The sequence below is a fragment of the Clostridium yunnanense genome (assembly GCF_016595795.1).
Classification (GTDB): Bacteria; Bacillota; Clostridia; order Clostridiales; family Clostridiaceae; genus Clostridium_AR; species Clostridium_AR yunnanense.
The window spans coordinates 24,345-49,683 of sequence record NZ_JAENHN010000028.1 but is presented as its reverse complement, the minus strand read 5'-3'; the positions used below and the strand labels follow the sequence as shown (position 1 = coordinate 49,683).

General features: G+C 31.1%; 24 protein-coding genes. 1 reads left to right on the top strand and 23 read right to left on the bottom strand.

Going from position 1 to position 25,339, the window contains the following annotated elements:
* The first annotated feature begins 52 nt into the window (after window positions 1-52).
* On the top strand, window positions 53-1,303 hold the full coding sequence (locus tag JHL18_RS09550; RefSeq protein WP_200268533.1) for a BaiN/RdsA family NAD(P)/FAD-dependent oxidoreductase: 1,251 nt from the start codon (window positions 53-55) through the stop codon (window positions 1,301-1,303).
* Between the two features lie 66 nt (window positions 1,304-1,369).
* On the opposite strand, the gene JHL18_RS09545 is transcribed toward JHL18_RS09550, so the two are convergent.
* From JHL18_RS09545 to JHL18_RS09440, 23 genes are all read right to left on the bottom strand, one after another.
* A complete protein-coding gene (locus JHL18_RS09545) occupies window positions 1,370-2,110 on the bottom strand; it encodes an acyl-[acyl-carrier-protein] thioesterase (protein WP_200268531.1) in 741 nt (246 codons plus the stop codon).
* Between the two features lie 68 nt (window positions 2,111-2,178).
* Window positions 2,179-2,361, bottom strand: coding sequence for a DUF1858 domain-containing protein (locus JHL18_RS09540; protein ID WP_183279549.1), 183 nt, complete (start codon window positions 2,359-2,361; stop codon window positions 2,179-2,181).
* 283 nt (window positions 2,362-2,644) lie between these two features.
* Window positions 2,645-3,931: an adenylosuccinate synthase gene (locus JHL18_RS09535; RefSeq protein WP_200268529.1), complete on the bottom strand. Its 1,287-nt coding sequence runs from the start codon at window positions 3,929-3,931 to the stop codon at window positions 2,645-2,647.
* Between the two features lie 390 nt (window positions 3,932-4,321).
* The gene (locus JHL18_RS09530) at window positions 4,322-4,828 is read right to left on the bottom strand and encodes a hypothetical protein (RefSeq protein WP_200268527.1); all 507 of its coding nucleotides are present in this window, start codon (window positions 4,826-4,828) and stop codon (window positions 4,322-4,324) included.
* A 200-nt stretch (window positions 4,829-5,028) separates the two neighbouring features.
* On the bottom strand, window positions 5,029-5,163 hold the full coding sequence (locus JHL18_RS26225) for a hypothetical protein (RefSeq protein WP_274600948.1): 135 nt from the start codon (window positions 5,161-5,163) through the stop codon (window positions 5,029-5,031).
* Between the two features lie 459 nt (window positions 5,164-5,622).
* Window positions 5,623-6,624 (bottom strand): oxygen-dependent tRNA uridine(34) hydroxylase TrhO, encoded by a 1,002-nt coding sequence (trhO, locus tag JHL18_RS09525; protein WP_200268522.1) that lies wholly within the window; start codon window positions 6,622-6,624, stop codon window positions 5,623-5,625.
* Between the two features lie 434 nt (window positions 6,625-7,058).
* Entirely contained in the window at window positions 7,059-7,859 is an 801-nt protein-coding gene (proC, locus tag JHL18_RS09520) for a pyrroline-5-carboxylate reductase (RefSeq protein ID WP_200268520.1), read from the bottom strand.
* A 45-nt stretch (window positions 7,860-7,904) separates the two neighbouring features.
* Window positions 7,905-9,404 (bottom strand): glycerol kinase GlpK, encoded by a 1,500-nt coding sequence (glpK, locus tag JHL18_RS09515; RefSeq protein ID WP_200268518.1) that lies wholly within the window; start codon window positions 9,402-9,404, stop codon window positions 7,905-7,907.
* Window positions 9,405-9,870: 466 nt separating this feature from the next.
* Entirely contained in the window at window positions 9,871-11,211 is a 1,341-nt protein-coding gene (gene mgtE / locus JHL18_RS09510) for a magnesium transporter (protein WP_200268515.1), read from the bottom strand.
* Between the two features lie 209 nt (window positions 11,212-11,420).
* A complete protein-coding gene (locus JHL18_RS09505; protein ID WP_200268513.1) occupies window positions 11,421-12,758 on the bottom strand; it encodes a replicative DNA helicase in 1,338 nt (445 codons plus the stop codon).
* Between the two features lie 156 nt (window positions 12,759-12,914).
* Window positions 12,915-14,816 (bottom strand): Lon family ATP-dependent protease, encoded by a 1,902-nt coding sequence (gene lonC / locus JHL18_RS09500; protein ID WP_200268511.1) that lies wholly within the window; start codon window positions 14,814-14,816, stop codon window positions 12,915-12,917.
* A gap of 14 nt (window positions 14,817-14,830) precedes the next feature.
* Window positions 14,831-15,277, bottom strand: coding sequence for a 50S ribosomal protein L9 (rplI, locus tag JHL18_RS09495; RefSeq protein WP_200268509.1), 447 nt, complete (start codon window positions 15,275-15,277; stop codon window positions 14,831-14,833).
* A gap of 1 nt (window position 15,278) precedes the next feature.
* Entirely contained in the window at window positions 15,279-17,258 is a 1,980-nt protein-coding gene (locus tag JHL18_RS09490) for a DHH family phosphoesterase (RefSeq protein WP_243277850.1), read from the bottom strand.
* Window positions 17,259-17,291: 33 nt separating this feature from the next.
* Window positions 17,292-18,287, bottom strand: a complete 996-nt coding sequence (locus JHL18_RS09485) for a YybS family protein (protein WP_200268507.1) — start codon at window positions 18,285-18,287, stop codon at window positions 17,292-17,294.
* A 16-nt stretch (window positions 18,288-18,303) separates the two neighbouring features.
* On the bottom strand, window positions 18,304-18,621 hold the full coding sequence (locus JHL18_RS09480; protein WP_200268505.1) for a MazG-like family protein: 318 nt from the start codon (window positions 18,619-18,621) through the stop codon (window positions 18,304-18,306).
* 172 nt (window positions 18,622-18,793) lie between these two features.
* A complete protein-coding gene (locus JHL18_RS09475) occupies window positions 18,794-20,599 on the bottom strand; it encodes an LTA synthase family protein (RefSeq protein WP_200268503.1) in 1,806 nt (601 codons plus the stop codon).
* Window positions 20,562-22,376 carry a glycosyltransferase family 39 protein gene (locus JHL18_RS09470; protein WP_200268501.1) on the bottom strand — a complete coding sequence of 605 codons (1,815 nt, stop codon included), beginning with the start codon at window positions 22,374-22,376 and terminating at the stop codon, window positions 20,562-20,564. The genes JHL18_RS09475 and JHL18_RS09470 overlap by 38 nt, the downstream gene beginning before the upstream one ends.
* 192 nt (window positions 22,377-22,568) lie before the next feature.
* Window positions 22,569-22,805, bottom strand: coding sequence for a 30S ribosomal protein S18 (gene rpsR, locus JHL18_RS09465; protein ID WP_183279878.1), 237 nt, complete (start codon window positions 22,803-22,805; stop codon window positions 22,569-22,571).
* 49 nt (window positions 22,806-22,854) lie between these two features.
* Window positions 22,855-23,304 carry a single-stranded DNA-binding protein gene (locus JHL18_RS09460; protein ID WP_200268499.1) on the bottom strand — a complete coding sequence of 150 codons (450 nt, stop codon included), beginning with the start codon at window positions 23,302-23,304 and terminating at the stop codon, window positions 22,855-22,857.
* A gap of 15 nt (window positions 23,305-23,319) precedes the next feature.
* The gene (rpsF, locus tag JHL18_RS09455; protein ID WP_200268497.1) at window positions 23,320-23,607 is read right to left on the bottom strand and encodes a 30S ribosomal protein S6; all 288 of its coding nucleotides are present in this window, start codon (window positions 23,605-23,607) and stop codon (window positions 23,320-23,322) included.
* Between the two features lie 108 nt (window positions 23,608-23,715).
* The gene (locus JHL18_RS09450) at window positions 23,716-23,910 is read right to left on the bottom strand and encodes a DUF951 domain-containing protein (protein ID WP_183279562.1); all 195 of its coding nucleotides are present in this window, start codon (window positions 23,908-23,910) and stop codon (window positions 23,716-23,718) included.
* A 37-nt stretch (window positions 23,911-23,947) separates the two neighbouring features.
* Window positions 23,948-24,847 (bottom strand): mechanosensitive ion channel family protein, encoded by a 900-nt coding sequence (locus JHL18_RS09445; RefSeq protein ID WP_243277849.1) that lies wholly within the window; start codon window positions 24,845-24,847, stop codon window positions 23,948-23,950.
* Window positions 24,848-24,861: 14 nt separating this feature from the next.
* Window positions 24,862-25,104, bottom strand: coding sequence for a putative Se/S carrier protein (locus JHL18_RS09440; RefSeq protein WP_200268495.1), 243 nt, complete (start codon window positions 25,102-25,104; stop codon window positions 24,862-24,864).
* Window positions 25,105-25,339: the final 235 nt, after the last annotated feature.

The following is a 25,339-nucleotide window of genomic DNA, read 5'->3' as shown; positions in this document are numbered from 1 at the left end:
AGTTGTACATTTTTATATTTTCATATATCAATTAAAAGGAGATTATAAGCAGATGAGTAAAACACATCATGATATAGTTGTAATAGGTGGTGGTGCATCAGGTCTACTAGCTGCTATTACAGCAAAAGATTATGGCGCAGATGTAGCCATAATAGAGGGTACTGATAGAGTGGGTAAAAAAATCTTAACTACTGGTAATGGTCGTTGCAATATAAGCAATTCATTAATTGGACTTCCATTTCAACATTATCATAGTGAAAACCCAGGCTTTTTTAGTTATTGTCTAAATAACTTTTCAGTAGAAGACACAAAGAATCTATTTCTATTACTAGGCTTACCTATAGTAGAGTTAGAAAAGGGCAAAATGTATCCACAGTCACTTCAAGCTTCTTCAGTTGTGGATATATTAAGATTTGCTATAGAAGATAGAAATATACCTGTGTATAATTCTTTTAAAGTAAAAAAAATTATCCACAATGATGATATTTTTGAGTTATCCACATCAGACCCGTCTTTGGGTACTATAAGCTGTGGAAAAATTATATTAGCTTGTGGAGGAAAATCAGCACATAAAACAGGATCCGATGGTTCAGGATATAATTTAGCTTCTAATCTAGGTCATAGTATAATACAACCAATTCCTGCATTAATACAGCTTAAGTTGGAGCATAGAAGTTTAAAAGCCCTTTCAGGAATAAAGTTTGATGGGTTTAGTGAAGTAATTGTAGATGGTATTTCATTACGAAAAGAATTCGGAGAAATACTTTTCACAGATTACGGTATATCAGGACCTCCAATCTTACAACTTTCTAGAATAGCTTCCTACTCTCTTTCAAAAAGTAAAGAAGTAGTTGTTTCTGTAGATATGATGCCTGGAAAATCTATTGAGGATATACATAACTTTTTTGAAGCACATTGGGCTATAGTATCACATAGAACACTAATGGAATCATTTATCGGTGTAATAAATAAAAAGTTAGTTCCAATATTGTTAAAAGAGGCCGGAATACAAGATATCCATAAACCTTGCTATAGCCTAGACTGGAAAGAAAAGAGTAACATTATTAATTTATTAAAAAATTGGTCTTTTAAATGCATTGGCACCAATGGTTTTGATAGCGCTCAAGTAACTGCTGGTGGTATTAACACTAAAGAAGTAGATTCTAAAACACTTCAATCTAAAGTTATTCCTAATTTATATTTTTGTGGAGAAATCTTAGATGTAGACGGAGATTGTGGTGGTTTTAACCTTCAATGGGCTTGGAGTTCAGGTGTGTTAGCTGGGAAAAGCGCATCTAATTAAAATGAAAAACTTTATAAAACAAAAAATCGCTAATATGAATTAATTAGCGATTTTTATATATTTATTTTATTCCCATACACATCTTACTGTAGCTAGAACTTTTCCGTCTTCATCTTCTATCTTATGAACACTTTCTAAACTGTCCTCTAAGTTCTTTATACTGCTAGAAGAGGTTATCTCATGTCCAAAAGTTGTTTCTTTTAAGAAGTTAACAATTATTCTTTTAATACTGTTTTCTTTAATGATACCAATTGGGAGACTCTCTACTGCCCATTCTATATATTTTACATTATTAACGTGAAGATTAGAATCTATATCTCCATACCTTACTCTAAAAGTCTTTTTAAACTCATACTCTTTAATTGGCTTAACATCATCAATATCTATCGAATAATTCAAGTCATTCTCTACACCATATAACTTATACTGCTGATCAGGTATTCTTATAGCTCTTCTCTTCTCTAAATCAACAAAGAAGAATATACTTTTTCCCTCTATAATTACATTTCCTTCAACATCCAAAACAATATATTTTCTGTAAGCATAAAACTTTCTGAACCCTATTGGTTCAGTGATTACCTTTATTTTTTCCTCTATATCTGGATATCTGTGAATTTCTATATCATATTTATAAAAGACCCATGATTGTTTATCTTTCATCATGGCCTTAATCCCCGCTCCCAAGCTCTCAGACTGCCTAAACCCTATATCACATAGGAAATTCACTATGGCAGAAATAGATGCCTTTAGATTCCACGCTACATCATGGTAATTTATCTCATATTCCTTTTCAAATTCTTTAATCATAAATCCTCCATCACTACTCAAAAAAACAAAGACGTCTTAACAAAGACGTCCTTAAAAGTTCTTACTTATTACTTATTTAAAGCAACTACTAATTCATCAAGGTTTAATCCATGTACTAAAGCAGCTTCTTCAATAGTTTCTGCTTGAGCTGATGGACATCCAACACAACCCATTCCAAAGCTCATCAAAACTTCTGCTTTTTGTGGATATGTTCTAACTACTTCACCTATTGTCATGTCCTTAGTAACCATTACTATCAACCTCACTTTTTAATAATTTTATGTTACAAGCTTACTTTAATTATTATACTAGATTATTTATATAAATTCAACCAAAATGGTCGGATTTGAATGTAAACTTATCTAGTACATTTTTCAAGCTGTTTTTTTTACTACCTATGATCCTATTTTATATTAAAAAAAACTTTTTTTCAGTAACATAAGTCACGATAACATAAAAACTTTATATTTTCATATACAGTAAAAGAACCTATTTATAAATAGGTCCTTCTTCTATTATAAAAAATTATTTATTTTATAACTCTCTAACTCTCATAGTTTGATCTCTTCTAGGTCCAACAGAAACTATTGATATCTTTGTATCAGTTATTTCTTCTATTCTAGTTAGATACTTCTTAGCGTTTTCTGGAAGCTCTTCATAACTTCTAGCATCAGCTACAGATTCATCCCATCCATCAAATTCTTCGTAAACAGGCTCGCACTTAGCTAAATCTTCAAGACTTGCTGGGAAATAGTCAATAACAGAACCGTTAAACTTATATCCAACGCAAACCTTTATTTTTTCTAATCCAGCTAAAGTATCGATCTTTGTAACAGCTAAAGAAGTTAGTCCACATACTCTTACTGTTGTCTTTAGTATAACTAAATCTAACCAACCACATCTTCTAGCTCTACCTGTAGTCACTCCGAATTCATGTCCTTTTTCCCTTATCCATTCTCCTGTTTCATTTTCTAATTCTGTTGGGAATGGTCCTTTACCAACTCTTGTTGTGTATGCTTTTGCAATACCAACAGCATTAGTTATCATTGTAGGACCTATACCTACACCATTAGATACTCCACCAGATGTAGTATTTGAAGATGTAACATATGGATAAGTTCCATAATCTATATCAAGCAACATTCCTTGAGCACCTTCAAACAAAACTTGTTTGTTACTCTTTATAGCATCATAGACTTTTACTGATGTATCTTGTACATATGGTCTTAATCTTTCTGCATAAGCTATATAATCATTGTATATCTCTTCAAAATTTAATGCTTCTCCATTAAGGACAGTAGTTATATACTCATTTTTTGCTTCAATATTTATTTTTAACTTTTCTGTAAATACATCTTTATGTAGTAAGTCACAGATTCTTATTCCACTTCTTTCATACTTGTCAGTATAACATGGACCTATACCCTTACCAGTAGTTCCTATATCATTCTTTCCTCTTGCTTGTTCCTTTAATCTATCTAACACTCTATGATATGGCATTATAAGATGAGCTCTATCACTAATTATAAGCTTTTCTGGAGTTACTTTTACTCCTAAATCCTCAAGGTAATCAATTTCTTCAAATAAAGCCTTTGGATCTACAACAACACCATTTCCTATTACGTTTAATTTTGAATCATAAAGTACACCTGATGGTATCAAATGTAGCTTATATTGCTTATCTTCAACCTCTACTGTATGACCTGCATTATTCCCACCTTGAAATCTAACTATAACATCAGCTTCTTCAGCTAAGTAATCAGTCATCTTTCCTTTTCCTTCATCGCCCCACTGAGCTCCTAAAACTATAAATGCTGACATAACCCTTCCTCCTTAAATACATCAGTTTACTTGGTTACACTCATTCATTGTTGTCATTCCTAATAAGTCTAAACTTATATAAATTTTAATAGTAATAAATTTAATATAATTAAATTCCCACCTAACATAGTATCAAAGTAAATATATTAGGTCAATGGAAGTTACGAATATTTTTCAACTAATTTATTTTATAATTCGTATATTGTGCCTAAAATTATATATTTAACTACACTACTACTAACTATGTTTAGCATTAATTAAATATTTTATAATTTAAAAAATATTTTTTATATTTTTATAATAAAAAAGGTTATTTATAATTTAAACTTAAAAATTATAAATAACCTTTTTTGATAACTTTTTTAAATTGTATTGGAAGTTCTACATGTCTTATCTTGCTGAAACTATATCCTTAATGCTCACATCAAGGTCTTTCTTAAGCTCATCTATTTTCTTGGTCTGCTCACCAACCTGCTTAGCAGTACTATATCCTTTGCATCCCAATATAATTCCATCAAAAGTATTTATATATCTATTGTGTAAAGCATCCAAATCACTACTATGATTTAGCACTTGTGCTTTATTTCTCAATTCTGACAGCTTGTTTATATTTTGATTAACATTCTTGTTATTTTCTATATCATCAACTGTTTGTTTTGCTTGAGATGATATATCTTTTACATCATTAAAATATGCATAGTCAATCTTATATCTATCAATTTCATCGCTAACAGACTTTTTTGCAATAAATATATTGTATGCACTTACACCTAAAGTAAGGATTAAAATAATGGTTATTATAGTTTTTATTATACCTTTTATAAACTTAAATACTAAATATAAAAGTACTAGGGTTATTAATAATAAAATTATATTGTCTGTAGTAATTCCTCCCATTAAACCCACCTCCTATTTTTTTATATTATATCATAAATATAGTAGCTAGGTTTAAACTACCTTATTAACTGCAATTAACTTAATACTTATTTAACATTTTGCAATTTTATATATTATATGCTTTCTTTACATCTATAAACCGTCATAATATATACAAGGAATAAATTTGAGGCAGTGTCATAAACATCTGCCCCACTATATTATCTCTTATTTTTGGTACTTTTATTTTCTGGATTTAATCCACTGTTTCCTCTATTCATATATCCAGTTTTTGAAGATCTAGATTGTGAGCTCTTATCAGATAAGCCCTCATTTACTGATTTTTCACCGCTCATAATATCAACTCCTTTTATATAATTGTGTAGATGTATGACCTAATTACAAGACTTGAGTATAGAATCATCTCATCAAAGTAAGAAAAGTTTCTTACTTATATAAATTATAAAGTAGCATAGTCATACATAATAAAAAGTTTCTCCAATAAAAAAATATGTATTCCAAAAATGCAAAAGAGACTATCCTATTTTGGATAGCCTCTCCGCAGTCATCAAATAATATTAAGAGGAGTCTATTTGGTTAATGCTATGTGTGTGTTTGCCTTCGAAAACCAGTCTCAACTTGTATATAAGTAAGATGCAATTATTTTGCCCAGTAAAAACATCTATCTTATTTAAGTTTTTCTTGAGAATGATTATCACTATCTAAAGTTTATATCTTTTTTTGCTTTCTGTCAATAGATATTTAAAAACTTTTTTTATTTTTTATTTTGCATTTTTAACTACATCTACAGTTACTTAATTTGAATAACTTTTATCTACCCTTCCAATAGCCTCCTTAGCCTTTTCATGATACTGATTATACCTTTTATACATCTTAACCTTTTCTTTAAGCCTCAATCTTGCATCCCTGTCAGGATGCTCTAGTATGTGTTGTCTGCAGTTATTAGAACAGAATCCCTCTTGCTCTTTTTCACATTTCTCACAACATATATGCTGCTTATGACAATCATCATTAGTACAATTTATATATCTATCAGACGCTTCTCCACAATGAGTGCATTTAGATATAACTATATCTTCATCTGTATTATTTATCCTTACAGAAACTCTTTCATCGAAAACATAGCACTTTCCATCCCACAACTTCCCTCTTACTTCAGTATCTTTACCATAGGTCACTATCCCACCTTCAAGGTGATATACATCATCAAACCCGTGGTCTAATAGCACTCCTGTCAATTTCTCACACCTTATTCCACCAGTACAATAAGTAAGTATTTTCTTATTCTTATACTCTGATAAATTATCATCTATCCATTTCGGAAATTCCTTAAAGTTACTTACATTCGGTTTTATTGCCCCTCTAAAGTGGCCTATGTTATACTCGTAATCGTTTCTTCCATCTACTATTATTACATCATCTCTTTGAAGCATTTGATAAAATTCCTTAGGTTTGAGATATCTTCCAACCCTTTCATTTGGATCTACATCATCCTCTGGAAGCAAAGTTATTATACTATTCTTATGTCTTACATACATCTTCTTGAAAGCATGTTCATTTGCTTCATCAATTTTGAAGATCATATCTACAAATCTGTAGTCTCGCTTCAATTCATTAATGTACTTTTCCGTTTGCTCCACAGTACCTGACACAGTTCCATTTATACCCTCGTCTGCAATTAGAATCCTTCCCTTAAGCCCAATATCCTTACATAACTTTAAATGTTCTTTTGAGAATTCTTTACTATTTTCTATATTTATAAATTTGTAATATAGCAATATTCTATATTTGTTCAAAATAATCACCTCGTTAATAATTTAAAACACTTTTACATAATTAGTTATATGAACCACTTTTACTAATAATAATTATTTAATCATAATTATTTTCCTAAATATAATAACTCAAATATATAATATTGTAAATGATAATTTTTATCATTTAGTCTTACTTATTAACTAATTTAAAATTTATAAAAGTTACTTTAAAATTATATAAAAGTCGGTGAAGCGACCTTCTCCAATAAGCTTTTTTAACACATTCGCCTTTCATAATGAACATGAAGAAAACTTTGCAAGCGAACAAGTTTCCCTTTTTACTACATACAGCTCTTAAAACCACTAAAATATGTAGGATTAGCCGACACAAAAACTTTATACTTTCATAGGCTGTAAAAAAAGAAGTAAATACTTATTACTTTAAGTACTTACTTCTCTAAATTCACAATCCATTACATATTCTTAGATTTCTCTTCACACTTTTCCATAGCTTTTATTATAGAAGATCTCATACCACTATTCTCTAATTCTATGACAGCTTCTATTGTCGTACCTCTTGGTGAACAAACCATATCTTTAAGTTCTCCAGGATGCTTTTCAGTATCTAATACCATTTTCGCCGAACCTAATACAGCTTGCGCAGCTAATTTATATGCTTTCTTTCTTTGAATACCCATTTTAACCGCTGCATCTGCCATAGCCTCTATAAACATAAATACATATGCTGGAGAAGATCCACAAAGTGCTATAAAGCCGTGAAAGTCTTTCTCATCAAGTATCTCAGTATTTCCAAAAGAACTAAATATACTTATTACATAATCAAGTTCTTCTTCAGATATATTAGTTGAAGGACAAATAGCACTCATTGCCTCGCCAACTAAAGCAGGAGTATTTGGCATAGTTTTAATTAATTTCACTTCTTTTCTAAAAGCACTCTTAACCTTCTCAATCTCAATACCAGCTGCAATAGTAATTATTATAGTATCATCTCTTATGATATCCCTTATCTCCTCAATTACTCCATCATACATAAATGGTTTAACTGCTAAAAATATTATATCTGCCTTAGAAGCTATTTCTTTATTATCTAGCGTAGTTTTTATTCCAAACCTTTGTTCAAGAGCTTCTGCTGATTGCTTAGTTTTGGTAGATGCTATGATATTATCATTTGTTACAATACCTGATGCAATTATACCTCCAACCATAGCAGCTCCCATGTTCCCACAACCTATAAATCCCAAAATCTTTTTCAATTAAATTCACCTCATTTAAATATATAAAACTTCATAATAATTCAATTAACTATCTTTTCTTTCATCGCTTAAAGCCTTTTTTACAGCCTTATTCCATCCTGACAAAAAGTTATTTCTTCTATCTTCACTCATACAAGGATTAAATTGTTTGCCTACGCTCCAGTTTGTTTTTATATCTTCAATGTCCTTCCAATACCCAACTGCTAATCCTGCAAGGTATGCGGCTCCAAGTGCTGTGGTTTCTATAACCTTAGGCCTATATACTCTTGTATTAATCAAATCAGCTTGAAATTGCATTAAAAAATTATTTGCCGAAGCTCCACCATCAACCTTTAGACTTGTTAACTTGATATCCGAATCATCTTCCATAGCCTTTAGAATATCATAAGTTTGATATGCTATGGATTCTAAAACAGCTCTTACTATATGTTCCTTCTTTGCTCCTCTAGTTAAACCAGTTATCATTCCTCTAGCATATTGATCCCAATAAGGAGCACCAAGTCCTACAAATGCTGGTATAAAATAAACTCCATTTGTATCTTCAACTAGCCATGCATATTCTTCTGATTCCTTTGATGTATGAAGCATCTTCATCTCATCTCTAAGCCATTGTACAGCTGCTCCAGCTACAAATACACTTCCTTCTAGTGCATAGGTCACATTGCCATCTATTCCCCAGGCAATTGTAGTTAATAGTCCTTTATCTGATTTTACAGGATTACCTCCAGTATTCATTAGCATAAAGCATCCAGTTCCGTAAGTATTCTTAACCGATCCCTGCTCATAGCATGTTTGCCCAAATAAAGCAGCTTGTTGGTCTCCAGCTACACCACATATAGGGATTTCATCACCAAACAATCTACTATTAGTCCTTGCAAATAATCCACTTGAGTTCTTAACTTCTGGCATCATACTTTCTGGTATGTTGAAAATCTCCAATAATTCCTTGTCCCAGCATAAATCATGTATATTATATAATAATGTTCTAGACGCGTTAGAATAATCAGTAACATGAACACTTCCATTTGTTAACTTCCATATGAGCCAGCTATCCACGGTTCCAAAAAGCAGTTTTCCATCTTCAGCTTTCTCTCTAGCACCTTCAACATTATCTAATATCCAAGCAATCTTAGAGGCAGAAAAATAAGAATCTACCCTAAGTCCAGTCTTACTTATTATTTTACTTTCATAGCCTTTATCTTTTATCTCATCACAATATTCAGAGGTTCTCTTGCACTGCCAAACTATCCCATTATAAATAGGCGTTCCAGTAGTCTTATCCCAAACTATGGTGGTTTCTCTTTGATTTGTAATTCCTATGGCTGATATTTGAGATGCTTGAATTCCAACCTTAGCCATAGCTTCTATTGCCACACTATACTGAGTAGACCATATCTCCATAGGGTCATGCTCAACCCATCCTGCCTTTGGATATATCTGTGAAATTTCCATTTGCCCTATTGATAATACGTTACCCTCCTTATTAAAAAGAATGCATCTAGAGCTAGTAGTTCCCTGATCTAATGACATAATGTATCTTTCCATATTAACCTCACATAATAAATTATTCTATACCCAATTCCAATAAGATCTTATTTTAATAGTTATTTATGATATAACAACATATATTAGAATCTGCTTACTAAAGTTCTATTAATGTTAAAAAGACCTTAATTTTACACTTCTAATTGATCTAATATACAGAGGCACTCTGCGGAAATTTAATTTATACTTGTCCAAAAATCACTTGCATATGCCCTTTAGAATGTATAAATTAATAATTGCAGTGAACCCCTGTATCTTTAATTATAAACAAAATTAAAGTTATAATAAACCAAATTTCACACTATTATAGTCCAAATAAAAAAGACAATTAATATATTATTGAAATGTTCCCTATTCCAAGAACATCTTATATACCAATTGCCTCTTAATCTATATTTTAAAACTTATTTCGACTTAACCCTCTTTAACAAAGATCAAAAATATTTAAATTCATCGTATTTGCTATCTACATTAAATATTTTAAAAACATTGTGGCTAATCCTAAGAAAAAGAAGAAACCACATACATCTGTAAATGTTGTAACAAAAACTGCTGAAGCAAGTGCAGGATCTATATTTAACTTTTTAAGAATTACAGGTACAAGATACCCCACAGCTGTAGCTAAAGACATATTTAGTATCATAGCAATTCCAACTACCAATCCAAACACTGGTTTATTGGCCCATATAAAACCTAATATAGCTACAACTATTCCAATTGCTATCCCATTAAACAATCCTGCTATAACTTCTTTTAAGAATACCCTTTTTGCATTTTCTTTATTTAATTCTCCTAAAGCTATACCTCTTACTATAAGAGTTAAACTTTGAGTCCCTGCATTGCCACCCATACCAGCTATTATGGGATTAAATGTAGCTAGTATTACTAATTTATCTATTGTATCACTAAACAATCCTACTGTAGCACCAGCTATTATAGCTGTAAATAGGTTTACTAATAGCCAAGGAAGTCTACTTTTTACTGAGTCAATCACTGAGCCATCTACAGCTTCACCTTCATTAAGTCCACCAAGACGATATATATCCTCATTATCCTCTTGCCTTACTATATCAATAATGTCATCAAAAGTTATTACTCCTAACATTTCACCTATCTCATCAATTACAGGCATTGCTTGAAACCCATACTTTTGAAATATATTAGCAACTTCCTCTTGATCCATATGTACCGGAACACTCTTTACACTTGTTGTCATTATACTACTGATTTTAGTATCAAATGAGGATATTACTAAATCTCTTAATGATAATATACCTGTTAGTATACTATTACTATCAATCACATACAAATAGTAAACAGTCTCCGCTTCTATTCCAGCGGTTTGTAAATAGCTTAGTGTCTCTTTTACCGTCATATTCTCTTTTACCGCTATAAACTCAGTGGCCATTATACCACCAGCTGTATCTTCTTCATAAGTAAGCAGTTCTTTAACTTCTTCAGCGTCTTCTTTATCTATATTGCCTAAAAACCTATCAACCTTATCCGGCTCTAGATTTGCTAATAGATCTGTTATCTCATCAGAACTCATTTCATTCAATATCTTAAATTGGTCTAGTTCTGAAAAAAGATTTAGTGCTTCTTGCTGCTCATCTTCATCCATTTCTTCAAATATATCTGCAACAAGCCAGTTAGGAAGTTTCTTTAATATAAAATACTTTTCATCCTCAAGCTCCCTTAGTACGTCCAATATATCTACTGGATGTACCTCTTCTAAAAGTTTTTCTAAATCCTCAAGAGATTGAGTTAGTAGCATTTCCTTTACGTCTTCTTTACTGAAAATTTTCATTTTACTTTTCCTCCTCACCATGTAGAAGGAAAGTATATTAAACAATATAAAATATTTAAGTATAGTTGCTTCCTTCTACTTCTTAGTATTCAATTTTTCAATGTGTTTTAAGCAACTATGCCCGTCACATTCCATAATTGTTATTCACCTCTCGTTTTTATTTCTTATATGATTTGTAATATATTTATAATAAAAATATTAAACATTAATTAATGAACTACATCCAAGTTACCAAACTTACTATATTGACCAAGCCATGCAAGTTTAACTGTACCAACTTCACCATTTCTATGTTTAGCGATTATACATTCACCAACATTTTTATCATCAGTTTCTTTGTTATAATATTCATCTCTATATAAAAACATAACTAAGTCAGCATCCTGTTCTATTGAACCAGATTCTCTAAGGTCAGATAACATCGGCCTATGATCTGCTCTTTGTTCAGGTGCACGAGATAACTGAGACAAAGCTATAACAGGGCACTGCATCTCTTTAGCTAATGCTTTTATACTTCTTGATATTTCTGAAACTTCTTGTTGTCTACTTTCCCCTGATCCACTGCTTCCACTCATAAGTTGGAGGTAATCGATCATTATCAAATCTATACCATACTCCATTTTAAGCCTTCTGCACTTAGATCTCATTTCCATTACAGTTACACCTGCTGTATCATCTATATATATCTTAGCTGAAGATAACGGACCAGCTGCCCTAGCTATATTTTCCCAGTCCTTATCTTCTAAATTACCTGTTCTAAGGCTAACCATATCTACGTTTGCTTCAGAGCACAAAAGCTTATAAGCTAACTGCTCTTTAGGCATTTCTAAAGAAAATATAACTACGCTTTTACCTTCTCTAAGCGCAGCATGTTCACATATATTAAGAGCAAAAGTAGTCTTTCCCATTGAAGGTCTTGCTGCTATTAGAACCATATCTCCTTTTTGAAAACCTGACGTTTTAGAATCTAGATCAACAAAGCCAGAAGCTACTCCAGTTAAAGCGCCCTTGTCATTAAAAAGTCTTTCAATTTCTGCAAAGCCTCTTTCAAGTATGGCACTTAAAGATTCAAAATCCCCAGTATTTCTTTTCTCTCCTATTTCGAAGACTCTCTTTTCAGCTGAGTCTACTACCTTTTCAACATTATCCTGATTATTATAGCAATCTTCTATTGTATCAGTAGAAGACCTTATTAATTTTCTTAAAGTAGCCTTTTCAGACACTATTTTTATATAAGAACTCAAGTTAGCAGTAGTTGGTACAGAACCACTTATTTCAGTTACATAAGTCATCCCCCCTGCTTTTTCTAACCTGTCTGTGGCCTTCAAATATTCTAATAGAGTTACCAAATCAATAGGTTGATCTTTTTGAATCATCTCAGATATGCTTAAAAAAATAACCTTATGAGCTTCCCTATAAAAGTCATCAGGTGTTAATGCTTCTGCAGCCTGAGCTATTGCTTGCCTATCGATTATCATAGAGCCAAGTACTGATTGTTCAGCTTCTATACTCTGTGGTAAACTCCTCATGATAGGTGTATTATCCATATGATTCGCTCCTTCTCCATTATATTTGCATATAATATTATGAATTTGTTTTAATAATTAATCAATACATTTATGAAAATAACTACTTTTTAAGTTAGTAAAAATGAGGCTGAACATAATGCATCATTATACATTATGGACAGCCTCATAGCTTTATTATACCTCGAAAACTATTTCCATAAGCGATTCTATAGTTTCAACAGCTTTTACTTCTATATCTTTTAGACCTAGAGGCACCTCTTTTTCATTGTCTTTAGGAACTACCACTAGTTTTATTCCTTTTCTTCTAGCTCCATATACCTTTTCAAATATTCCACCTACAGGTTTAACCTTACCTCTAAGAGATATTTCTCCAGTAACAGCTATATCTTGTCTTATAGGCTTGTCAAGCAAAGCACTAATTATACATACCGTTATAGCTGCTCCTGCTGAAGGACCATCAATATTTCCTCCACCAATTACATTTACATGTATGTCATAATCTTTAATGTCCTTATCAGTTATCTTTCTTATAACTGATGCAGCATTAAATACTGAATCCTTTGCCATAGAACCAGCAGTTTCATTAAATCTAACTTGTCCAGTTCCTTTATCCTTAGCTTCAAAAACAGTTGCTTCTATCTCTATGGTAGAGCCCAAAAATCCTGATACACCTAAACCATATACATGTCCTATTTCTGATTTCGTATCACTATCAACTCTTTCATAAGGTATAAATCTACCTATTGATATTACTTCCTCTACATCTTTTAATGTAACAGTAACTTTTTCAGGCACATTGTCCTTAAAGCTATATAAAGCATATCCATAAGCGTCAGCAAGTATATTTACAGCCTTTCTACCTTCAATGGTATATCTTGATATTAATTCATCTACACCTTCTTCAAGCGCAACCTGAAGCTTATCAGCAGCATCTGTTATTATAACTTTAATATCTGAAACAGTAAGAGGTTCAAAATAAACTTCTGTACATCTTGATCTTAAAGCTGGATTTATATCAGAAGGATCTCTTGTTGTTGCTCCAATAAGCACAAAATCTGCTGGTGCTCCGTTCTCAAATAGGTACTTTATATACTTTGGAGTATTTTCGTCGTCTGGATCATAGTATGATGATGAGAATTCAACTCTTTTGTCTTCTAAAACTTTTAAAAGTTTATTTTGAAGAATATCATCTAATTCTCCTATTTCATCTATGAATAAAACTCCTCCGTGTGCATCTGTTACTAGACCTGGCTTTGGCTCGGGAACCCCTACTTCAGCCAAATCTCTTTTACTTCCTTGATATATAGGATCATGTACTGAACCTAATAATGGATTTGTTATTTCTCTAGGGTCCCATCTTAGTGTTGTACCATCTACCTCTACAAAATTAGACTTATCATTAAATGGTGTAAAGCTAAGCTTTTTAGCTTCTTCTAATGCTAGTCTAGCTGCAGTTGTTTTACCTACTCCTGGAGGCCCGTACAATATAATATGCTGTGGATACGGTGAAGCTAATTTAGAAATTAGTGACTTTATAGCTCTTTCTTGTCCAATTACTTCATCAAATGATGATGGTCTAACTAAGCTCATTATATTCTTATTAGGAACCTTTGCATCCAAGGTTTCAAACTGTGCATATTTCTTTAAGGTCTTTGCATTTTCAGGACCTTTTTGTTTTCTTATTATTCCAAGTTTCATCTCATCGATATACTTGTCTTGTTTTTCCATGATAGCATCTTGAACTTGCTCTTCAATCCTACTCTGGATATACTTTCTCGCTAACTCTTCTGAAAGCCATCCATATGTATCTTCTAAAGCTTCATGTAAATTAGCTTCAGATGGTACGGCTTTTAATCCCTTACCATCTGAAACTATCTTATTTAATGCATATAATCTATCATAAACATTTTTTGACTTAACATACTTATTTAATTTATGTCTTACAGTTCTTGCTCTGACAGCACCTTCATCAAGAACATTCTTTGCAACCTCAAAAAGAACACTAATTTGTGATTCTAAGTTCATTCCGCTCTTGAATATATCTTGTAAAACATCTATATCTTTTTGTGATTTCAAACTATGACTCCTCCTTATACTTGTGGAGCAATAACAACCTTCATCTTAGTGCTAACTTCTGGGTATAATTTTACTTCTATATCATAAGTACCAGCTAGCTTCAATGTTTCCATGACTATCTTTTTCTTATCAACAGTCACGTTGTACTGCTTCTTTATTAATTCAGCCACGTCTTTACTAGTTATAGCTCCAAATAGTCTTCCACTATCGCCTGTTTTTGCTACAATCTTTACTTCTTTATTTTTAAGTTCATCTGCTAACTTTTGAGCCTCTTCTATTTCAGCAAGTTTCTTTCTTCTCTCAGTTTCTTTCTTGGCATTTAATACATGAAGATTCGAATCATTTGCTTGCTCTGCTAGATTCCTAGGAAATAAGTAGTTTCTAGCGTATCCATCTGATGCCTCTATAACATCACCTTTTTTACCTAACTTCTTAACATCTTGTAATAATATAACTTTCATTTCATTCACCTTCCCTTAAGTTTTCTGATATAGCTTTTTGTAAGATTTTTTTTGCATCCTCTATAGCTACATCTGTTAGCTTAGCACCTGCCATAGTCATATGACCACCGCCTCCAAGGGATTCTAAAATAACTTGAACATTAACATCACCTAAGGACCTTCCACTTATGTGAATGTCTCTATCTATTTTAACAAAAACAAAGGAGGCTTGAATACCTGTAATATTTAGTAAATCATCCGCAACTTGTGCAGCTATTACAGTTTGTGTCACATTTAGTGGACATACAGCAATTGCTATATTATTTACCACCTCAGCAGATCTTATAGTTTCTGCTTTTTGAATATAACTCTTTAAGTCATTACTAAAGAATCTCTTTATATCAACTGTATCCGCTCCAGCTCTTCTAAGAAAAGAGGCAGCTTCAAAAGTTCTTACACCTGTCTTAAACACAAAATTCTTTGTATCCATAGCTATACCTGCAAGAAGTGCTTCTGCTTCAAGCTGGTGCAGCTTTGGTTTTTCAAGCATATATTGAACAATTTCAGTAACTAACTCTGATGTTGATGATGCGTATACTTCAATATAAGTTAGGAGAGCTCCTTCTATAAAATCAGGACTTCTCCTATGATGATCAATTATAACAATCTTCTTACTTTTTTCATATATATTTTTATCTAGAACATATCCCCTACTATGCACATCAACAATTATAAGTAGAGTATCATCATCTATACTATTTGCAGCAGTCTCTGAACTAATAAATACATCATCATAGTCTTTAATCTGCTTTATCTTATCTAAGAAACCATCAATAGCTCTATTGTCATTATTGAGAACAATATTGCACTGTTTACCTAATTGACGTACTACTGCGGCAATTCCTACTGCAGCACCGAAGCAATCCATATCAGGATTCTTATGCCCCATTATATAAACCTTACTGCTTTCATATATTAGATCTTTTAGTGCATGCCCAACAACTCTCGCTCTTACTCTTGTTCTTTTTTCTAACTCTTTCTTATTACCACCAAAGAAAGAAAGTTTCTCACCTTTTTTTACTACAGCTTGATCCCCACCTCTTCCAAGAGCCAGTTCCTTTGCTGTAATTGCATAAGCATGATTTTGTGCAGGTGAACTACCACCCCTTCCAACGCCAATGCTTAGTGTAACTTCCATCTTATTACCTAAGTTTATCTCTCTTACCTTATCTAGTATATCAAATTTTGTGGCGATTTGAGAATCTATATTATAATCTGGAAGCGAAAGCACATATTTATTATTATCATATTTTCTTATCATAGCATTAAGTGATTGAGCATATAAATTTATATTTTTTTCTACTTCTGCTATAAGAAACGGTCCATTATTCTCTTCTGTCATCTTTACAACTTCACTCAAATTATCAACTTCTATAAGCATTACACTTTCCTTAGTTGCTTCCGTTATATTAGTTATATCATTAAAATAGACTAAGTGTATATTCTCATTCGCTTCTAGCTTTACATTTCTTGAATAAATCTCATATATGCGTTTATTTAACTTTGCTTTATAGTAAATTCCCTTAGATAATTTCATTATTTCATCAAGTTCTAGACCTCTTACTATTGATGAAATAACTTCTCCGTTATAATTAATCGACTCAAATGTATCTTCAAATACTTTATTGTGCCAAATTATTTCTCCATTTTCCTTTATAATTACTAATGGATATATCTGCAGCATCATAGTTTCTCTCACAAAATCTTCAACTATATAAGTAATGTTTATCTCTTTAGCTTCTACATTTTTATCATATAAATTTTCATCTTTATTTTCTGATTTTAAACTATAACTAAAACTATAAATAGTTAATATCATTGTTAATAGCAATAAAAAATAAGCAAAAAATATATAGCCTTGAAATAATATAATCAGAGATAGTATTATACAAATAATTATTGAAATCATGTACCTTGATTTATTCGTCTTAGAATTATTCATATTTTAATCTCCCACTTAAAAACAATTTTAAGGTTACTTCTTAATAAATTTTTTTCTCAAAGCATTTCCAAGACTATTTGGATCTAGCCCTCTAATATCAAATACTAAATCTACTAAGCCAATATAAAAGGCTACACTTGAAACCCCCGAAAAAGCTATAAATATACATATAGCAATAGCAATTCCGTTTTTCACATTAGTTTTAGTCTTTAAATAGTAAAATATAATAGATATTCCTACAATTATTAACGTAAACTGCAATATAGTCATAGAACTAGTAAGTATATAGTCTCCAACCATAAAACCTCTAGACTTTAAGATTATTCCCACACAGACAATAGAAATAACAAGGGCCCCAATTCTATTATCTAAATACCAATTCATGAAATTTCTTATCGGATCAAATCTGTATCCAAATCTTTTTAGCATTTTCTTGGCTATTATATAATTTAATAATGATATTATAGCAGTACAAGTAATTAGTACAGCTGGAATCATGAATAAAATAGTATTTACATTAAGTTGCTGTATTTGTTGATATGCAGGGTTTGTGCTCATATCAATTCCAGCATTTTTATATATGTCTCCTGCCATTTTCATTTGATCTATCATCTGTTGAATCATTTGTACTAAACTTATATTTGTTACCAATAACACTGTCATATATACGTTTATAATAATACCAATTAAATTAGCTATACTCGTTATAACTAAAGTCAGCGTTGATTTAAATCCTCTTGATATACAAAAACCTAACGATAAACCAGATGCTCCATATAAAACAGCTGAAGCTATGGCTAATAAAGGATTATAGAACATACTAATTAAAATAGTACTAACTACAACAGATAATATAGCAACTACCTTATTATGCCTTAAATATAATAACGTTATTGGCACTGGTAAGACAAAGAAGCCGACCATTCCTATTAATGGAACATATGTAGTAATCATAAGTATTATAAATACGATTACTGACATAAGCCCTGCTTCTACCGTTGATCTTGCCGTATACTTATTTTCTTTCATTGTTTTCCTCCAAAGGTTAATTTCTTTCTTTAAGATGGGTATGTAATCTACTTAAGTTTTTACCATCCTTTTCTATATTATCCCCCTCTACAATACCAATCTTAATTTTTTTCTTCATATCTTCGTCTACTTCGATAAATGAGTAACCTAACTTATCTGCTAATAGATATAAAACTATTATTGCCCCGGAAATGCATTCTAGTATAGCATCATGGGCGACATTACTTCCTTTAGTTAACAATCTAAAGAATTCTGCTATTATACATAATAGCTGTGCTTTTAAATCTTCTATAATCTTTATATCAGACATAATATTGAAATTATCTTTTTTCATCATATCAACCCCATATCCCTAACCTTTCATATATACTATATATTTTAATTTTTTTCTCATGGTATTTCAACCAAATATATCTAAAATACATGATTTATATACTTTTTATTAATGAATTAAGGCTAATTTAAGCAATAAGTTACTTAAATTAGCCTTATATACGTAATACTCTTTATTTATTATTATAATTATTCCTATAATAGTCATTTAATATAAACTTTTTTCCTATGGAATAACTATCTTCAACATGTCTTCTTTCATCATCATTATTAACATGCCCCTGAATAATCCCACTTTTTATAATTGTTGCATCTCTTTTTGTATTTACTAGCACTCTTCCCATAATATAATTCATGAACTCTTTATCCTTATTGCCAACAAGATATGCTATAGTAGGCATAAAGTCAACTTGTCCTCCATATGAATGTATCACCTTTCCATCTAAATCCTTTGAATACATTATAAGTGGAATTCTTTTATCATAATTATTCCACCAGTCATTATCATAATGTAAGTCTTTAATCTTATCATTGTAGTATTTATGAACTCCTCCATGGTCACCATATATGACCAAGACCGTATTATCTAATAATCCTTTGTCCTCAAGTTTCTTCACAAACATACCTATCTGACTATCTGCATAATTTATACTTTGAAAGTATCCACCTAAATAAGTCTTATCAATATCATTAGGTAACTTTAGATTTCTATGCTCCTTATCAATATCAAAAGGCCCATGACTAGACTCAGTTGCTGCCATAAGGTAAAATGGCTTTTGTATATTATCTATCTTATCAGAAATCTGACTTAAAAATGTTCTATCTGATAATCCGAATCCAACATATTCATCATGTTCAAATTTACTAACATCCCACTTTTCATCAAAGTTAAGAAGTTTATGTGTTTCTCCCCAATTCCAATCCTGAGCCTGATCAACCTTAGCTGATACTGAGTAGTAACCATTGTCTTTTAATAATTTTGGTAAAGAGAAGTACTCTACCTGACCTTCATCCAAGAAAGTAATTCGATCCCCTAATGGGAAAACTGAGGTATTTACCATCATATCACAATCTATACTATTACCACCATTGTTTTGCTCAAAGATATTATCAAAATATAAACTATTACTTAACATTCTATTTAAATTTGGAGTAATCTCTTGTCCCTCGGCTTTTTTATTTATAACAAAATTCTCCATAGATTCTATTTGAAGAAAAATTATATTTTTTCCTTTAAACATTCCCTTAAATTCATTATCGGGAAGTTCTTCTTTATTTTCTTGAATCCACTTTTTCACGTCGGTCATCTCTAACTTATCTTCTTTTCTTGATATCTTATTAAAAGTATCGTAAGCTTCAAATACATGATATGCTATTGGGCCTAAACTCATCATATTAACCTTATATGACCATTGTCTTTTAAATAGTTTTATATCTCCTTTTGTTATATCTCTTACATCCACTAAATACTCAACACAACCAATAGAAAATATACTAACTAATAAAATAACTACGCAAAACCTTATTCTAGATTTTACATTAGTATCCATAACCTTTATCTTAAATAAAATTAAGAATATTATTATATCAGCTATGAATACTAGATCTATAGCTCTAAAATTTATTAATCTAGTACTATATGAATAAAATAAATCCTTATAAAATATAAATCTAAATCCTAAAAAAGACCAATTTCCCCTGTAGTACCATAAATCCAACAATATAATTAGCGTGTAAATAATGTTTATAACCAATCCATATATAATGGCACTTCTTCCTTTCAACATGAAGCCTGCTGAACATATAAGTAGTATTATACTAGCTTGATATATTAATATTACTGAATTTAAGTTAATACCGTGTATTACGGAAGCATCAGCTGAATAAAATAATGCAGTGAAAAGTATTGTCTTAATAATTATTGATACAATATTTATAATCCTAAAGCTGTTCTTGATGCTTACTAACCTTTTGATCATAATCGATACCTCTTTCTTTTATTAAAAATACTCGCAATAAATAGTTAATTAAAGTAACTATGATAGCAATAGGTATAGGAACTATACCATCCCTTACAAAACTATAAGTATTATTTATACTGATCATTACAGAACCTACTATCATAGATATAACTACACTTATAAGAGGTATTAAGGATGTATTTATATCAAGTTTTATACTTTTAAAATTCTTTTTACTTAATACAAACTGTACAATTCCACCTATTAAGTATCCTAACGAAATACTTAAAACATTGTTTACTTTTAAGCTAGCAAGTATGTAGAAGCTTGCCATAGGAATTATTATGCCGTTGAAAACTCCACTTACGATATCATTTCTTTGTCCAATCACAATAGTTTCTTCTGAATTATTTAAGGTCATAAATATCATGAGCCAACAAGCTATAAATGAATATCTATCTTGAGACTCAGTTATAAGGTACAGTAAGGAGTATCCACAAAAAATCACATAAAATATGATTACTAGAGGATTTTCATTATGCGACCTCTTGTTATATAAACTTAAATAACTCAATATCAAGAGAACTAGATAAAAAACTTGAAATAATAACGCCCCTCTCTCCTCAGTATTTATAGTAATCCTACCACCATCAACCCCTAGTACAGCCCAGTATGATGCGCTAAAATCTCCCTCTCTCCATTGGAAGGAAAACTTTCTTAGATAGAAAATAGCTAACTTTCCTACTGGCGTGGTTGTAATTCTTCTTTTTATTTCTTCTTTACAAGCTTTTGCTAAAGCCTCATTATCATCTTCATATTTATCAAACATAATTGCATCTTCATGGTTCCAACGTCCCCAACTATCTTGGTTTGTACCCTTAAGAACAGAAGTCCAAGCAGTCTCGCTCCCTTTCCATAAATCATACTGTGTTATACCTTCATATCTCAATATACTATTTATAGATAAAAATGGTATGATGAAGGCTAGTACAAGAAGCAAGCTCTTCTTTATTTTAACTAACCAGATTTCCTTGGTATAAATAAAAATCATCATAAAATAAGCTACAATCATAACCTGACCAACAGCTCTGAAAAAGTGCCCTATCATAAGAAGAAAACCCGATGCTACTATATACTTTTTATCTCTATCTAGTCCCAATATAAAAGTATATAGACTTAGAAGATAGAAAGGGATAGCCATATTCTCAGTACAAAATACTCCAGTATATATAACTAGAGGTGGATATAATGCTGTTAAAAAAGCTCCATAGTATGCTTTTTTTACATCATTTTTAAAAATAACTCTGCATATGCCATATGTAATAATTATATTTATAGAAGAAAGAATTACATTTACCACTTTCAATGCTACTAGTGGATAAGTAAAGATAGATCTAAATAAAGCAAAATATAATACTAAACCAGTTAAATGAGGAAATCTAGCTATGTAATGAGTTCCTTGAAAACCAGAAAGGTTTCCATCTAAAAAATCTCCTGCAACTATATAAGCTCTATTAAAATCAGATATAGGTTTGTTATCTATTGACAATGCCCATGATAATCTAAGAACAAACCCAACTAAGAATATAAATATGAGAATAGTTTTTTTGCTACATCCTTTTTTAATCATTTGATATAAAACAAATCCTAGCAATATCATTAATCCCATAACCACTATAGCAAATAGATACATATCTTTCTTTATATACATTGCTAGAAGTATGGTTGCTACAATTATTATAGGGAAAAATATTATTCTAAGCGAAACCAATACAAACTTACTGAAACCAACCATTAATTATATACTCCTTTTTATTTAAGATGTATATAATTTTAACACAATTTTCTACATTTTTTTCATATATATCTATATTTTAAGTTTTTTTAACTTTTTTGTAATTATTTTTTAACAATTACATAATAATGTTATAACTTCACTGCTTATAAAAAATAAAATCCCACAATTCTCATTGTGGGATTTAACTACTTATTCAGTAGTAAATGGTAATAACGCTATGTTTCTTGATCTCTTTATAGCATCAGTTAATTGTCTTTGGTGCTTAGCACATGTTCCTGAAATTCTTCTTGGAAGTATCTTTCCTCTTTCAGTTACATACTTTCTTAACTTATTGATGTCTTTATAATCTATAGAAGTAGCTTTTTCAACGCAAAATCCACAAACTTTTCTCTTGGATCTTCTCATCTTTCCGCCATTTCTCTTCATTCCACCGTTATTATTATCTCTCACGACTTTCCCTCCTTACCTTTTAGAATTAGAATGGGATATCTCCATCATCTACAGGAGTCATATCCTCATCAAAGCTCATACCACCAAATGGATCATTTGACGGAGCTCCATATTCAGAACCGCCACCAAAATTATTGTTTCCTGATTGTGAGTTTCCAGCTCCTTTTCCAAGGAATTGAACCTCATCAGCAACTACTTCAGTGACATATCTTTTTGAACCATCTTTGGCGTCATAACTTCTAGTTTGAATTCTACCACTTATAGCCATTTGGCTACCTTTACTCATGTAATTGGCAGTAGATTCAGCTTGCTTTCCCCATACCACTACTGATATGAAGTCTGCTTCCTTTTGCCCTGATTGACGATTAAACTTGTCAACGGCAAGAGTTAGAGTAGTAACCGCAGTTCCTGCTCCAGGTGTAAATCTAAGCTCAGGATCTTTTGTAAGTCTACCTATAAGAATAACTCTATTCATTTCTTATACCACCTCTTACTTTTCTTCCTTTACTATTATGTGTCTTAATACGCCATCAGTGATTCTGAATATTCTGTCTAACTCTCTTGGTAATTCTGGACCAGCAGTAAAGTTTACTAGAGTGTAGTAACCATCATTAACCTTTGATATTTCGTAAGCAAGCTTTCTCTTACCCCAAAAATCAACGTTATCGATAGTACCACCACCATTTTCTATTACACCTTTGAACTTTTCGATTGTAGCTTTAACAGCCTCTTCTTCAAATGTTGGATGTAATATAAATATAGTTTCGTACTTTCTCATCACATTCACCTCCTCCCTTTGGACTAACGGCAATGCTTAGCATTGCAGGGATCCACAATGAAATATTATATCATTAGCTGTCGATGTTTGCAAGTCTTTTTATACTAACTAAGATATCTCATTAGATTTGACTACCTTCTTTATTCCCTTTTGAAACTTTTGTCTAGAAAGCATAACTATTCTTTCACAACCTAAACATTTTATTTTTATATCTGCACCTAGTCTAATAATTTCCCATTCATAGCTACCACAAGGGTGCTGTTTTCTCATCTCAACTACATCACCTAAATTGAATACTTGCATCTAATTATTTCCTCCGATTATATATTGTTAATGTTCATTATTGTTGTTCTCTTGCTTTATTATTCGCCACATTTTGAACACCAAGATGTGGTATCTTTATCCCACGTCTATCAAACTCTAATTTTATTGCTTTTCTTAGGTCTCTCTCAACAGCCCATTGCATCATTGATTTTGCTGATCCTAATACCCTTATAGCTATCCCAGTTTGACTAAGTGATGTTACTCCAACTACTTGTGGTTTATCAATTATATTATCATTCTCTCTTGAGTACGTATCACAAACTTGATTAATTGTGTCGATTGCTCTATCTACATTTTCTTCATACCCAACCTCTATTTCAATCATAACTCTCATATTCCCTCTGGAATGATTAGTAACAGTACTTACCGTACCATTAGGTATAAGATGTATATCCCCTGAAAAATCCCTAAGCTTAGTTGTCCTTATCCCTATACTCTCTACAATGCCACTAAAAGACCCTATAGTGACATATTCACTTACAGCATACTGATCTTCAAATAATATAAATACACCGTTTATTAGGTCTTTAACGATGCTCTGAGCACCAAAACCAACTGCAACTCCACCTATGCTTGCAAAGGTAAGGGATATTCCATTAAATAAACCTGATAAAATACCTACTATTCCAAAGAAATATACTGTGTATTTTAGTATACTCTTTAATAACTCGCCGATAGTGCTAGCTTTTTTTTCATCCATCGTGAATCTATGTTCACTTTCGATCTGCTTTTTTACGAACTTATCAATTATTGAATTTCCTATTCTTATGGATATGTACATGATAAACATTATAACTACTATAGTAAATGTTTTCCATAATATATTATTTATCACTTCAAACTTTATTGCCATATTAGCTAAATTTAAAGTTTTATTATCGTAGTCTATAGAAAAAAGTGTATCCATAGCTGCCATATATAATCACCTCATTATTTATATAATTTCAAGCCTTCATTTCCTATTAAATAGATATTTTTAAAGTTAATCTTATTATTTAATTCGCACTCAATTTCACTTAGTACTGTATCACTAAGCTTTATACATATTCCGCAACTTTGGGTTATATATGTTGGAGTAGGCATTACAACTACTTCTAACTTATTACTCTTAATAAACTTTTCTGCACCAATAGCATCATGTGTGTTCTTAAAAACCATTATGTATTCTTTCATAAAATTGTTAGCTTTATTAATTAATATAAAGCATTCTCCTCCTCTATTTATATAATTTTCTAAGCATAGAATATAAACATATTAATCTAATAATATTACTTAATCAATATGTTTAAATCTTGTTTTACTGTTAAAGATATAAATAATAGTGAATTTGTGCTTATGTTCAACTATAATAGTTATTATATCTAATTAAATTATTTTTTTCTTCATTTTTAGGAAATTATCATAATTA